We start from the raw sequence: 12,852 nt of genomic DNA, 5'->3' as shown, positions 1-12,852 counted from the left end.
CCTGACAATCAGGCCGCCGTGAAGCGCACGACGCCGTCGGCGTCCTGCGCGCGCTTGAGCTTGCCTTCGAAGTACAGCGCATGCAGGTGCGCCAGGGCCTCGCCCATGGCGAAGGTCAGCTGGTGCAGGTCCAGCTTGCGCTTGAACAGCACCGGCACGATGTCCGACGTGGACTTCGGCCCCTGCGCACAGGCCTCCAGCACTTCGGCCAGGCGATCGCGGTGATGCTCGTGCTGCTGCGCGATGCGCGCATGCAGCCCCTTGAACGGACGGCCGTGCGAGGGCAGCACCAGCGTGTCCTCGGCCAGGTCGGCGTAGCCGTCCAGCGAACGCAGGTACAGCGGCAGCGGATTGGCGTCGGGCTCGTAGTCGAACACGCTGACGTTGGTGGAAATGCGCGGCAGCACCATGTCGCCGGAGATCAGCACGCGCAGGTCGGGCGCGTACAGCGAGGCATGCTCGGGCGCATGGCCGTAGCCCACGATGACGCGCCAGTCGCGGCCGCCGATGCGGACCTGATCACCGTGCAGGATGCGCGTGTAGCGCGTCGGCATGGCCGGCACCAGGCCGGGATAGTAATTGGCGCGCTGGCGGATCTGTTCCTGCGAAGCCGGGTCGACCAGTCCGTGGCGCGCGAAATGGTCCACCGCCGACTGGCCGCCGGGGCCCACGCCGTCGCCGCCCCGGCGCGAGGACCAGAGCGAGGCCACCATGAAATCCGTCATGGTCATCCACAGCTCGGCGTTCCAGCGCTCGCACAGCCAGTGCGCCAGGCCGACGTGGTCGGGATGCATGTGCGTGACCAGCACGCGCAGCACCGGCAGGCCGTCCAGTTCCTGCTCGAACACCCGCTCCCACAGCGCCTTGACCTCGTCGCGGGCGATGCCGCAGTCGACGATGGTCCAGCCCTGGCGTCCGTTGAGCTCGTCGCGCAGCAGCCACAGGTTGATATGATCCAGCGCGAACGGCAGCGGCATGCGGATCCACTTCACGCCGTCGGCGACCGCCTGGGCCTTGCCGGGTTCGGGCTGGACATCGCCCCATGGGTACTGCAGCTGGTGCTCGTTGGGATTCATTGCCTTGCGCTCCGTGCTTGACGATCGGGTCAAGGCATCATAATTTACGTTTACGTAAACTGCCACCCACCACTACTACCCCCCCCCCCGCCACCCGCCGCATGTCCCCGTCAACCTGGACCATCTCCGAACTCGCCCGCGAGTTCGACGTCACGCCCCGCACGATCCGCTTCTATGAAGACCAGGGGATCGTCAGCCCGGCGCGCGAGGGGCGCAACCGCATCTTCGGTCCGCGTGACCGCACGCGGTTGAAGCTGGCGCTGCGCGGCAAGCGGCTGGGCCTGCAACTGTCGGAAATCCGCAGCCTGATCGACATGTACGACGGCCCCGGCGACACCGACGTCCAGCTGCGCCAGTACCAGAGCGTGCTCGCGCAGCACCGCGCCATGCTGGAGCAGCAGCGGCGCGACATCGACGACACCCTGCACGAGATCGCGGAACAGGAACGCCAATGCAGCGACCTGTTGGCGCACAAGTCCTGAACGCACCGTGGCGGTCCTGCAAACCTTCCTGCTGTTCGTCCTGACGGCGCTGGCCGAGATCATCGGCTGCTATCTGCCGTACCTGTGGCTACGCAAGGGCTATTCCGCCTGGCTGCTGCTGCCCGCCGCCGCCAGCCTGGCGCTGTTCGCCTGGTTGCTGACGCTGCATCCCGAGGCCTCGGGCCGCGTCTACGCGGCCTATGGCGGCGTGTACATCAGCATGGCGCTGCTGTGGCTGTGGCTGGCCGACGGCGTGCGCCCGGTCGCCAGCGACTGGATCGGCGCGGGACTCTGCCTGGCCGGCATGCTGGTGATCATGTTCGGCCCGCGTTCGGGTTAGCGTGCGCAGGCCGGCATCGCCAGGGCCCGCGATCAGCGCGGGGCCCCTGGCGAAACGCCGGCCGTCACTCGGCCTTGATGCCACCTTCCTTGATGACGCGGGCGTTGCTCGCGTACTCGTCCTGCACCTGCTTGACGAAGGCATCGCCGGCGGCGGTGCCCGGCTGCAGATAGGACTTGGCCAGCAGGTCCTTGAAGTCGGCGCTGGCGGTGGCCTTGGCCAGCGCGGCCTGCACCGACTGCACCACGGCCGGCGACAGCTTGGCCGGGCCGAACACGCCGAAGTTCGAGTAGTACTGCAGCTGCGGCAGCTTCAGTTCGGCCATGGTGGGCACGTCCGGCCAGGCGGCCAGGCGTTGCGGCGCCATCACCGCCAGCGGCTTGAGCGCGCCGCTGGCCACGTGCGGCAGCACCACGTCGCTGTTGATCACCAGCAGCTCGACCACGCCGCCCAGGCCGTCGGTCAGCGCCTGGCTGTTGCCGCGATACGGCACGTGCAGCATCTTGGTGCCGGTCTGCGCGGTCAGCGCCGACATGCCGATGTGGGCCACGGTGCCCTGACCCGGCGTGCCGTAGCGCACGCCGTCCGGACGCGACTTGGCGAATTCGATCAGGCCGGCGAAGTCCTTCACCGGCAGCGCCTTGGTGGCGACGATGGCGACCGGAGCGACGGCCACGCTGGCCAGCGGCGTCAGGTCCTTCAGCGGGTCGTAGTTGGTCTTGGCCAGATGCGGGTAGATCGTCAGCGGGCTGGTCGAGGCCAGCAGCAGGGTGGTGCCGTCCGGCTGCGCCCGGGCCACCACGTCGGTGCCCACCGAGGCGCCAGCGCCCGGCTTGTTCTCGACGATGACAGTGATGTTCGATTCCTTGCGCAGCACGTCGCCCAGGCGGCGCCCGATCGCGTCGGCGCTGCCGCCGGCGGTGTAGGGCACGACCAGCGTGACGGGCTTGGCGGGCCAATCCTGGGCCATTGCGCCGCTTGCCATGATTGCCAGGGCCGCCCCCGCGGCCTTGATCAGCAATGTCTTCTTTTTCATATCTTCCTGATGATGTTGCGTAGCACTGCGTTGAAGTAAAGCGTGTGCCGGTCGACGGACCGGGTAGAACAACCTGCGGGTAAGACTAGGGAAAAGCGGGGTAAGACATCGGTCGGGCGGCCCGCGCGCGTAGCGCCGGCCGCCCTGGATTCGGAAACGGGATCAGGCCGCCAGATAGCGCTGCGCCAGCCGCACCCAGTAGCTCGCGCCCGGCGCGATCAGCGCGTCGTTGAAGTCGTAGCTGGCGTTGTGCAGCATGCAGGGGCCCAGGCCGTGGCCGGCATGGCGGTGATCGCCGTCGCCGTTGCCCAGGAATATGTAGCAGCCGGGCTTGGCCTGCAGCAGGAACGCGAAGTCCTCGGACGCCATGGCCGGCTCGATGATCCGGGCGCGGCCTTCGCCGGCCACTTCGCGCGCCACCTCCAGGCAGAACGCCGTCTCGGCCTCGGTGTTCACCAGCGCCGGGTAGCGGCGCTGGAAATAGACCTCGGCCTCGCAGCCGTGCGCGGCGGCGAGGCTGCCGGAGATCTCGTGCATGCGGCGCTCGATCAGGCCGACCACTTCATCGCTGTAGGCGCGCACCGAACCGCCCAGCCAGGCGCTGTCGGGAATCACGTTGATCACGCTGCCGCCGGCCTGCACCTGCGTGATGGACAGCACGGCCGCGTCCAGCGGGCGCTTGCTGCGGGTCAGGATGGTCTGGAACGCCTGGCCGATGGCGAACAGCGCGGGCACGGGGTCGGCGCAGTCCTGCGGCGCGGACGCGTGGCCGCCCTTGCCGCGCACAGTGATCTTGAAGCCATTGGCCGCCGCCATCATGGGACCGGCGCAGACGCCGAACGTGCCGGCTTCCATGCCCGGCCAGTTGTGCATGCCGAACACGGCCTCGCAGGGGAAGCGCTCGAACAGCCCGTCCTGGATCATGGCGCGGGCGCCGGCGCCGCCTTCCTCGGCCGGCTGGAAGCACAGGTACACCGTGCCGTCGAAGCCGCCGTGCTGCTGCAGGTGGCGGGCCGCGGCCAACAGCATGGCGGTGTGGCCGTCATGGCCGCAGCCGTGCATCTTGCCGTCATGGCGCGAACGGTGTTCGAACTGGTTTTCCTCCTGCATCGGCAGGGCGTCCATGTCGGCGCGCAGCATGATGGCGCGGTCCGACGTGCCCTGGCGCAGCACGCCGACCACGCCGGTCTTGGCGATGCCGGTATGGACCTCGATGCCCCAGCCGCGCAGCGTGCCGGCCACCACCTGGGCGGTGCGGTGCTCTTCGTAGCACAGCTCCGGATGGGCGTGCAGATCGCGCCGCAGCGCCACGATGTCTTCCAGGTTCGATAGTTCGGGCACCGCCAACTCCGTTGCAATGTTTCGAAATAAAACAGGAGCCCGATAATACTCAGACACCGTGACCGGCACACAATCATTTGCCTAGGGAAAACCCCAATCTAATTTACGTTTACGTAAACGTAATATTTGCGGTGCATCATTGCGCGGCGACGACGGTTCGGCGCATGATGCGAGCACGCGACGGATCTGGCGCGGTAGTTGGCGCCTACAAGAACATGTAAGTACCTACTATCACGGAGACATCGATGAATCTTCCCGGACTGAACTTCGACCTGGGCGAAGACCTGGATATGCTGCGCGATGCGGTGCGCACTTTCGCGGCCGCCGAGATCGCCCCGCGCGCCGCCGAAGTCGACCGCAGCGACCAGTTCCCGATGGATCTGTGGCGCAAGTTCGGGGACCTGGGCGTGCTGGGCATGACCGTCGGCGAGGAATACGGCGGCGCCAACATGGGCTACCTGGCCCACATGGTGGCGATGGAGGAAATCTCCCGCGCCAGCGCCTCGATCGGCCTGTCCTACGGCGCGCACTCCAATCTGTGCGTGAACCAGATCAACCGCAACGGCACCGCCGCGCAGAAAGCCAAGTACCTGCCCAAGCTGATTTCCGGCGAGCACGTCGGCGCGCTGGCGATGAGCGAGCCGGGCGCCGGCTCCGACGTGGTCAGCATGAAGCTGCGCGCCGACAAGAAGGGCGACCGCTACGTGCTCAACGGCACCAAGATGTGGATCACCAACGGCCCCGACGCCGACACCCTGGTGGTCTACGCCAAGACCGATCCCGAGGCGCATCAGCGCGGCATCACCGCCTTCCTGGTGGAAAAGGGTTTCAAGGGCTTCTCGGTGGCGCAGAAGCTGGACAAGCTGGGCATGCGCGGCAGCCACACCGGCGAGCTGGTATTCCAGGACTGCGAGATCCCCGAGGAAAACGTGCTGGGCCAGGTCAACGGCGGCGTCAAGGTGCTGATGAGCGGCCTGGACTACGAGCGCGCCGTGCTGTCCGGCGGCCCGGTCGGCATCATGCAGGCCGTGATGGACGTGGTGGTGCCCTATATCCACGACCGCAAGCAGTTCGGCCAGGCCATCGGCGAATTCCAGCTGATCCAGGGCAAGGTCGCCGACCTGTACACCACGCTGCAGGCCAGCCGCGCGTTCTGCTACCAGGTCGGCAAGAACCTGGACCGCCTGGGCGCCGAGCACGTCCGCCAGGTGCGCAAGGACTGCGCCGCGTTGATCCTGTACACGGCCGAGAAAGCCACCTGGATGGCGGGCGAGGGCGTGCAGATCCTGGGCGGCAACGGCTACATCAATGAATACCCGGTGGGCCGCCTGTGGCGCGACGCCAAGCTCTACGAGATCGGCGCCGGCACCAGCGAAATCCGCCGCATGCTGATCGGCCGCGAGCTGTTCGCCGAAACGGCCTGATCCACCGCCCCGCCCGCGTGCCGCCATGATCCGCATGTCCGACGTCCAGCGCATCGAGCAGGCGCCCGTTCCCGGGCCCTCGCCGCGCGACGTCGCCCAGCGCATCCTGGCCGGCTTCGACCGCCACTACGCGCTGTTCCGCTACAGCGCGCAGCGCGCCAAGTCGCTGTATGAATCGGGCGACTGGCACGGCATCCAGCGCCTGTCGCGCGAGCGCATCGAGTACTACGACATGCGCGTGCGCGAATGCACCGCGCAGCTCGAAGGCGCGCTGCGCGGCCGGCCCGGCGGCGCGACGGGCCCGAACGGCGCGGACGCGGCCAACGGCAAATCCACCGCGAACGGCGCCGGCGGCGCGGACGGCAGGTCCGCCGCGCTGGACGATGCGCAGACCGCGTTCTGGCAGCAGGTGAAGCAGGAATTCGTCGGCCTGCTGGCGGACCACCGCCAGCCCGAGTGCGCCGAGACCTTCTTCAACTCGGTGTCGTGCCGCATCCTGCACCGCGACTACTTCCACAACGATTTCCTGTTCGTGCGCCCGGCGGTGGCCACCGACTACCTGGACAGCAGCCTGCCGTCGTACCGGGTCTATTACCCGGTGGCCGACGGCCTGCAGAAAAGCCTGATCCGCATGGTGGCCGACTTCGGGCTGGCGCTGCCGTTCGAGGACCTGCCGCGCGACACGCGCCTGCTGGCCCGCGCCGCCGTCAAGCAACTGCGCGCGCAACTGCCGCGCCACGTCGGCCGGCGCATCGCCAGCGATTGCCAGATCCATGCGCTGGGCTCGCTGTTCTTCCGCAACAAGGGCGCCTACATCGTAGGCCGGCTGATCAACCAGACCACCGTCTACCCCTTCGCCGTGGCGCTCACGCGCAACCCGGCCGGACAGGTGACGCTGGACGCGCTGCTGCTGGGCGCCGACGACCTGAGCACGCTGTTCAGCTTCACGCGCGCCTATTTCCTGGTGGACATGGAAACGCCGGCCGCCGTGGTCAACTTCCTGTCCACGCTGCTGCCGCGCAAGCCCAAGGCCGAGCTGTACACCATGATCGGGCTGCAGAAGCAGGGCAAGACGCTGTTCTACCGCGACTTCCTGCACCATCTGGCGCATTCGCGCGACGCCTTCGACATCGCGCCCGGCATCAAGGGCATGGTGATGTGCGTGTTCACGCTGCCGTCCTATCCCTATGTGTTCAAGCTGATCAAGGACCGCATCGACAAGGACGGCATGGACCACGCCACCGTGCGGCGCAAGTACCAGATGGTGAAACTGCACGACCGCGTCGGCCGCATGGCCGACACCTGGGAATACTCGCAGGTGGCGCTGCCGCGCGCGCGCTTCGCGCCGGCCCTGCTGGACGAGCTGCGCCGCCTGGTGCCCGAGCTGATCGAGGAAACCGCCGACACCGTGGTCATCCGCCACGTCTACATCGAACGCCGCATGACGCCGCTGAACCTGTACCTGCAGCAGGCGCCCGACGCGCTGCTGGAGCCGGCGGTGCGCGAGTACGGCGACGCGATCCGGCAGCTGGCCGCGGCCAATATCTTCCCCGGCGACATGCTGTACAAGAATTTCGGCGTCACGCGCCTGGGCCGCGTCGTGTTCTATGACTACGACGAAATCCAGCGCATGACGGAAATGAATTTCCGCCGCATCCCGCCCGCCCCGAACGAAGAGGCGGAAATGTCGTCGGAACCCTGGTACGCCATCGGCCCGAACGACGTGTTCCCCGAGGAGTTCGGACGATTCCTACTCGGCGACGCAAGGGTGCGCGCCGCCTTCATGCGCCACCACGCCGAACTGCTCGAACCGGAATGGTGGCAGGCCTGCCGCGCGCACGTGGCGCAAGGCAGGATCGAGGAATTTTTCCCTTACGATACAGACAGGCGACTGCGCCCCCGACACGCCGCGGACACCCACGCGGCGGCGGGCGCAGCCTCGCAAACCCCGAGCTGACCAGAACCTCACAGGAGCTAGCCATGTCAGATCCCATCGTTATCGTTTCCGTCGCCCGCACGCCCATGGGCGGCATGCTGGGCAGCCTGTCCGGCCTGGCCGCGCACGAACTCGGCTCGGTCGCCATCAAGGCGGCCGTCGAGCGCGCCGGCATCAAGCCCGAGCAGGTCGACGAAGTCATCATGGGCAACGTGCTGCAGGCCGGCCAGGGCCAGGCGCCCGCCCGCCAGGCCGCGCTGGGCGCGGGCCTGCCGCTGGGCGTGGCCTGCACCACCATCCACAAGGTCTGCGGCTCGGGCCTGAAGGCGGCGATGTTCGGCCACGACCTGCTGGCCTCGGGCAGCGCCACCATCGTGGTGGCCGGCGGCCAGGAAAGCATGAGCAACGCTCCCTACCTGATGCTCAAGGGCCGCCAGGGCTACCGCTACGGCCACAGCACCGTGTACGACCACATGGCGCTGGACGGCCTGGAAGACGCCTACGACAAGGGCAAGGCCATGGGCGTGTTCGCCGAGGACTGCGCGTCCAAGTATTCCTTCACCCGCGAACAGCAGGACGCCTTCTCGCTGGAATCGCTGCGCCGCGCCCGCGCCGCCTCGGAAGACGGCAGCTTCAAGTGGGAAATCGCCCCCGTCACCGTGGCCGGCCGCAAGGGCGACACCGTGATCGACACCGACGAGGCCCCCACCAAGGCCATGCCGGAAAAGATCCCCACCCTGAAGCCCGCCTTCAAGAAGGACGGCACCGTCACCGCCGCCAACTCCTCGTCGATCTCCGACGGCGCCGCCGCCATGGTGCTGATGCGCGCGTCCACCGCCGAAAAACTCGGCGTCAAGCCGCTGGCCCGCATCGTGGCCCACAGCCAGCACTCGCAGGAACCGAACTGGTTCACCACCGCCCCCGTGGGCGCGCTGAAGAACCTGTTCGCCAAGACCGGCTGGAAGGCCGAGGACGTGGACCTGTACGAGATCAACGAAGCCTTCGCCGTGGTCACCATGGCCGCCATGACCGACTTCAAGCTCCCGCATGACAAGGTCAACGTCCACGGCGGCGCCACCGCCCTGGGCCACCCGATCGGCGCCTCGGGCGCCCGCCTGATGGCCACCCTGGTCGGCGCGCTGCGCAAGACCGGCGGCAAGCGCGGCGTGGCCACGCTGTGCATCGGCGGCGGCGAAGCCGTGGCGATGGCCATCGAGATGGTCTGATCCCGCACCCCGCTCCGCTTTCCGGGGCGGGCTTCGCGCCCGCCCCGGAAACGGATGCCGCTGCGCCTGCTGCCGCCACGGCCCGCAGAGGCGCAACGATATCCGCGCAGTCCCTTGCCACACCCCGCGCGACACAGACAACCATGCCCGGACCACCGGGCGGCGAGACAAACCGCTCCCCGAGCGCCTTCAAATCCCAACCAGCAGGACGGGTGGAACCCCATGCCCATCATCGAATCCCGCATCAATACGCGATCGCAGGACTACACCGACAACGCCCGCGCCATGCAGGCGCAGCTGGACGACCTGAACCAGCAGCTGGCGCGGACCGCGCTGGGCGGCAACGAGGCCGCGCGCGCCAAGCACGTGGCGCGCGGCAAGCTGCTGCCGCGCGACCGCGTCGAACAGCTGATCGATCCGGGCAGCCCCTTCCTGGAACTGTCGCCGATGGCGGCGCACGGCATGTATGAAGGCGAGGCGCCGGGCGCCGGCGTCATCACCGGCATCGGCCGCGTGTCGGGCACGGAATGCGTGATCGTGTGCAACGACGCCACGGTCAAGGGCGGCACTTACTACCCGATGACGGTCAAGAAGCACCTGCGCGCGCAGGAGATCGCCGCGCAGAACCGCCTGCCCTGCGTCTACCTGGTCGACTCCGGCGGCGCCAATCTGCCGCGCCAGGACGAGGTCTTCCCCGACCGCGACCACTTCGGCCGCATCTTCTACAACCAGGCCACCCTGTCGGCCCAGGGCATCGCGCAGATCGCGGTGGTGATGGGGTCCTGCACCGCCGGCGGCGCCTACGTGCCCGCCATGAGCGACGAGTCCATCATCGTCAAGAACCAGGGCACCATCTTCCTGGGCGGCCCGCCGCTGGTGAAGGCCGCCACCGGCGAGGAAGTCAGCGCCGAAGACCTGGGCGGCGGCGACGTGCACACGCGCCTGTCCGGCGTGGTCGATCACCTGGCCGCCAACGACATGCACGCGCTGCAGCTGGCGCGCAACGCCGTCGCGCGGCTGAACCTGCAAAAGCCGCAGCCGCTGGCGCTGCGGCCCGTGCGCGAACCGCGCTACGACCCGTCCGAACTGAACGGCATCATCCCGGCCGACACCCGCAAGCCCTATGACGTGCGCGAGGTCATCGCGCGCATCGTCGACGGCTCGGAATTCGACGAGTTCAAGGCCCGCTTCGGCCCCACGCTGGTCACGGGCTTTGCCCACATCCAGGGCATGCCGGTGGGCATCGTGGCCAACAACGGCATCCTCTTCTCGGAGTCGGCGCAGAAGGGCGCGCACTTCATCGAGCTGTGCGCGCAGCGCAAGATCCCGCTGGTGTTCCTGCAGAACATCACCGGCTTCATGGTCGGCCGCAAGTACGAGAACGAAGGCATCGCGCGTCACGGCGCCAAGATGGTGACGGCCGTGGCCACCGCCGCCGTGCCCAAGTTCACCGTGCTGATCGGCGGCTCGTTCGGCGCCGGCAACTACGGCATGTGCGGCCGCGCCTATTCGCCGCGCATGCTGTTCATGTGGCCCAACGCGCGCATCTCGGTCATGGGCGGCGAGCAGGCCGCCAGCGTGCTGGCCACCGTCAAGCGCGACGGCATCGAGGCGCGCGGCGGCAACTGGCCGGCGGCCGAGGAAGACGCGTTCAAGGCGCCCATCCGCGAGCAGTACGAGCGCGAAGGCCATCCGTACTACGCCACCGCGCGCCTGTGGGACGACGGCATCATCGCCCCGGCCGACACGCGCCGCGTGCTGGGCCTGGCGCTGTCGGCCGCGCTCAACGCCCCGATCGAAGACACGCGCTTCGGCGTATTCCGGATGTAGGGCGGCGCAGCCGCCCCTCGCGCAGCCCCAGAACAATCCCGCCTGGATGAACTCCATGTTCGATACTTTGCTGATTGCCAACCGCGGCGAAATCGCCTGCCGCGTGGCCGCCACCGCCCGCCGCCTGGGCATCCGCACCGTCGCGGTGTATTCCGATGCCGACGCCAACGCGCGCCACGTCGCCGCCTGCGACGTGGCCGTGCACATCGGCGGCCCCGAGCCGCGCGCCAGCTACCTGCGCGCCGACGCCATCCTGCAGGCCGCGCGCGACACCGGCGCGCAGGCCATCCACCCCGGCTACGGCTTCCTGTCGGAAAACGAAGCCTTCGCCCAGGCCGCCACCGACGCCGGCATCACCTTCGTCGGTCCGCCGGCCTCGGCCATCGCCGCCATGGGCAGCAAGTCCGCCGCCAAGTCGCTGATGGAAAAAGCCGGCGTGCCGCTTGTGCCCGGCTACCACGGCGACAATCAGGACCCGCAGTTCCTCAAGACGCAGGCCGACGCCATCGGCTATCCGGTGCTGATCAAGGCCAGCGCCGGCGGCGGCGGCAAGGGCATGCGCGTGGTCGAATCGTCCGGCGCCTTCCTCGACGCGCTGGCTTCCTGCCAGCGCGAGGCCGCCTCCAGCTTCGGCGACGACCGCGTGCTGATCGAACGCTACCTGCAGAAGCCGCGCCACATCGAGATCCAGGTCTTCGCCGACACGCAGGGCAACTGCGTCTACCTGTTCGAGCGCGACTGCTCGGTGCAACGCCGCCACCAGAAGGTCATCGAGGAAGCGCCCGCGCCCGGCATGACCGAAGAACGCCGCCGCGCCATGGGCGAGGCCGCCGTGGCCGCCGCGCGCGCCGTCGGCTACGTGGGCGCCGGCACGGTGGAATTCATCGCCGAGCCCGACGGCCGCTTCTACTTTATGGAAATGAACACGCGCCTGCAGGTCGAGCATCCGGTCACCGAGATGATCACCGGCCACGACCTGGTCGAATGGCAGCTGCGCGTGGCCGCCGGCCAGCCGCTGCCGGCGCGCCAGGAAGACCTGCGCATCGAGGGCCATGCCATCGAGGCCCGCATCTACGCCGAGAACCCCGAAAAGGGCTTCCTGCCGTCCATCGGCACGCTGGCCTACCTGAGCCTGCCCGCGCACACCGCCTTCGCCAACGGCGACATCCGCGTGGACGGCGGCGTGCGCATGGGCGACACCATCACGCCGTTCTACGACCCCATGATCGCCAAGCTGATCGTGCGCGGCGCCGACCGCGACCAGGCCCGCGCCCGCATGCTGCAGGCGCTGGCGCAGACGCAGGCCGTGGGCGTGCAGACCAACGTCGCCTTCCTGTCGCGCCTGATGCGCGACAGCGCCTTCGCCGCCGCCGACCTGGACACCGGCCTGATCGAGCGCCAGCGCGACACCCTGCTGCCCGTGCCGCGACCGGCCGGCGCCGACGCGCTGGCGCTGGCCAGCGCCGCCGTGCTGGCGCGCCAGGGCCTGGCCCAGCCCGGCGCGGCCGCGCAGGCCTCGGCCGATCCCTGGGACGCGCGCGACGGCTGGCGCCTGGGCGGCCAGTACCGCCGCGAGCTGCAATGGGTGGACAACGGCGAAACGCGCCGCGTCGCCATCGCCCGCCACGGCAAGGACTGGACCCTGGATGCCGGCGACGGCCCGCAACCGTTCCTGTGGCGCGCGCAGGCCAACGCCGGCGGCGCCTTTGCCCTGCGCGTCACGCTGGGCGGCCATGAAAGCGCCGGCACCGTGGCGCTGCACGCCGACCGCGCCTACGTCTTCACCGACGCCGGTTCGCACGCGCTGGAGCTGTACGATCCGCTGGCGCACTCGCAGGACACGCAGGGCGAGCACGGCGGCGGCCTGACCGCGCCCATGCCGGGCAAGATCATCTCCATCGCCGTCAAGGCCGGCGACACGGTCGAGAAGGGCCAGCCGCTGCTGGTCATGGAAGCCATGAAGATGGAGCACACCATCTCGGCGCCGGCCGACGGCAAGGTCGCCGAGGTGTTCTACGCCATCGGCGACCAGGTCACGGAAGGCGCGGAGCTGGTGGCGATAGAGTAGTCCAGGCGGCGTGGCGAGCGGGCCATGTGGCCGCCGCGCCGCGCCGCTTGCCCGCGCGCTGGCGGGACTCCGCGACAATAAATGTCAAGGCTG

10 protein-coding genes are annotated in these 12,852 nt (G+C 68.9%); 7 read left to right on the top strand and 3 right to left on the bottom strand.

Annotated elements, in window-relative coordinates; all coding sequences use genetic code 11:
* Positions 1–8: 8 nt before the first annotated feature.
* On the bottom strand, positions 9–1,076 hold the full coding sequence (locus C2U31_RS05550) for an MBL fold metallo-hydrolase (RefSeq protein WP_103271925.1): 1,068 nt from the start codon (positions 1,074–1,076) through the stop codon (positions 9–11).
* Between the two features lie 101 nt (positions 1,077–1,177).
* Here C2U31_RS05550 and C2U31_RS05545 point away from each other — a divergent pair, with 101 nt between their 5' ends.
* Positions 1,178–1,558, top strand: a complete 381-nt coding sequence (locus tag C2U31_RS05545) for a MerR family DNA-binding transcriptional regulator (protein WP_103271924.1) — start codon at positions 1,178–1,180, stop codon at positions 1,556–1,558.
* Between the two features lie 7 nt (positions 1,559–1,565).
* Positions 1,566–1,898 (top strand): YnfA family protein, encoded by a 333-nt coding sequence (locus C2U31_RS05540; protein ID WP_103271923.1) that lies wholly within the window; start codon positions 1,566–1,568, stop codon positions 1,896–1,898.
* 64 nt (positions 1,899–1,962) lie between these two features.
* Here the strand turns inward: C2U31_RS05540 and C2U31_RS05535 are convergent, their stop codons facing one another.
* Positions 1,963–2,934, bottom strand: a complete 972-nt coding sequence (locus C2U31_RS05535; protein WP_103271922.1) for a tripartite tricarboxylate transporter substrate binding protein — start codon at positions 2,932–2,934, stop codon at positions 1,963–1,965.
* Between the two features lie 162 nt (positions 2,935–3,096).
* Positions 3,097–4,275 carry a M20 aminoacylase family protein gene (locus C2U31_RS05530; RefSeq protein WP_103276269.1) on the bottom strand — a complete coding sequence of 393 codons (1,179 nt, stop codon included), beginning with the start codon at positions 4,273–4,275 and terminating at the stop codon, positions 3,097–3,099.
* A gap of 245 nt (positions 4,276–4,520) precedes the next feature.
* Between C2U31_RS05530 and C2U31_RS05525 the strand changes: the two genes are divergently transcribed.
* From C2U31_RS05525 to C2U31_RS05505, 5 genes are all read left to right on the top strand, one after another.
* A complete protein-coding gene (locus tag C2U31_RS05525; RefSeq protein WP_103271921.1) occupies positions 4,521–5,699 on the top strand; it encodes an isovaleryl-CoA dehydrogenase in 1,179 nt (392 codons plus the stop codon).
* 25 nt (positions 5,700–5,724) lie between these two features.
* A complete protein-coding gene (gene aceK / locus C2U31_RS05520) occupies positions 5,725–7,656 on the top strand; it encodes a bifunctional isocitrate dehydrogenase kinase/phosphatase (RefSeq protein ID WP_103271920.1) in 1,932 nt (643 codons plus the stop codon).
* Positions 7,657–7,679: 23 nt separating this feature from the next.
* A complete protein-coding gene (locus tag C2U31_RS05515; protein WP_103271919.1) occupies positions 7,680–8,861 on the top strand; it encodes an acetyl-CoA C-acetyltransferase in 1,182 nt (393 codons plus the stop codon).
* A 222-nt stretch (positions 8,862–9,083) separates the two neighbouring features.
* Positions 9,084–10,691 (top strand): carboxyl transferase domain-containing protein, encoded by a 1,608-nt coding sequence (locus C2U31_RS05510; protein WP_103271918.1) that lies wholly within the window; start codon positions 9,084–9,086, stop codon positions 10,689–10,691.
* A 55-nt stretch (positions 10,692–10,746) separates the two neighbouring features.
* Positions 10,747–12,759 carry an acetyl/propionyl/methylcrotonyl-CoA carboxylase subunit alpha gene (locus C2U31_RS05505; RefSeq protein ID WP_103271917.1) on the top strand — a complete coding sequence of 671 codons (2,013 nt, stop codon included), beginning with the start codon at positions 10,747–10,749 and terminating at the stop codon, positions 12,757–12,759.
* Positions 12,760–12,852 lie beyond the last annotated feature (93 nt).

The organism is Achromobacter sp. AONIH1 (assembly GCF_002902905.1).
In the GTDB taxonomy this organism is placed as follows: domain Bacteria; phylum Pseudomonadota; class Gammaproteobacteria; order Burkholderiales; family Burkholderiaceae_B; genus Achromobacter.
This window is presented reverse-complemented; position numbering and strand designations above follow the sequence as displayed.

Bases quoted from the DNA above. Each gene is read 5' to 3' on its own strand.
- C2U31_RS05505 (WP_103271917.1), top strand. From the start codon at position 10,747: ATGTTCGATACTTTGCTGATTGCCAACCGCGGCGAAATCGCCTGCCGC.
- C2U31_RS05515 (WP_103271919.1), top strand. From the start codon at position 7,680: ATGTCAGATCCCATCGTTATCGTTTCCGTCGCCCGCACGCCCATGGGC.
- aceK (WP_103271920.1), top strand. From the start codon at position 5,725: ATGATCCGCATGTCCGACGTCCAGCGCATCGAGCAGGCGCCCGTTCCC.
- C2U31_RS05545 (WP_103271924.1), top strand. From the start codon at position 1,178: ATGTCCCCGTCAACCTGGACCATCTCCGAACTCGCCCGCGAGTTCGAC.
- C2U31_RS05510 (WP_103271918.1), top strand. From the start codon at position 9,084: ATGCCCATCATCGAATCCCGCATCAATACGCGATCGCAGGACTACACC.
- C2U31_RS05550 (WP_103271925.1), bottom strand. From the start codon at position 1,076: ATGAATCCCAACGAGCACCAGCTGCAGTACCCATGGGGCGATGTCCAG.
- C2U31_RS05535 (WP_103271922.1), bottom strand. From the start codon at position 2,934: ATGAAAAAGAAGACATTGCTGATCAAGGCCGCGGGGGCGGCCCTGGCA.
- C2U31_RS05525 (WP_103271921.1), top strand. From the start codon at position 4,521: ATGAATCTTCCCGGACTGAACTTCGACCTGGGCGAAGACCTGGATATG.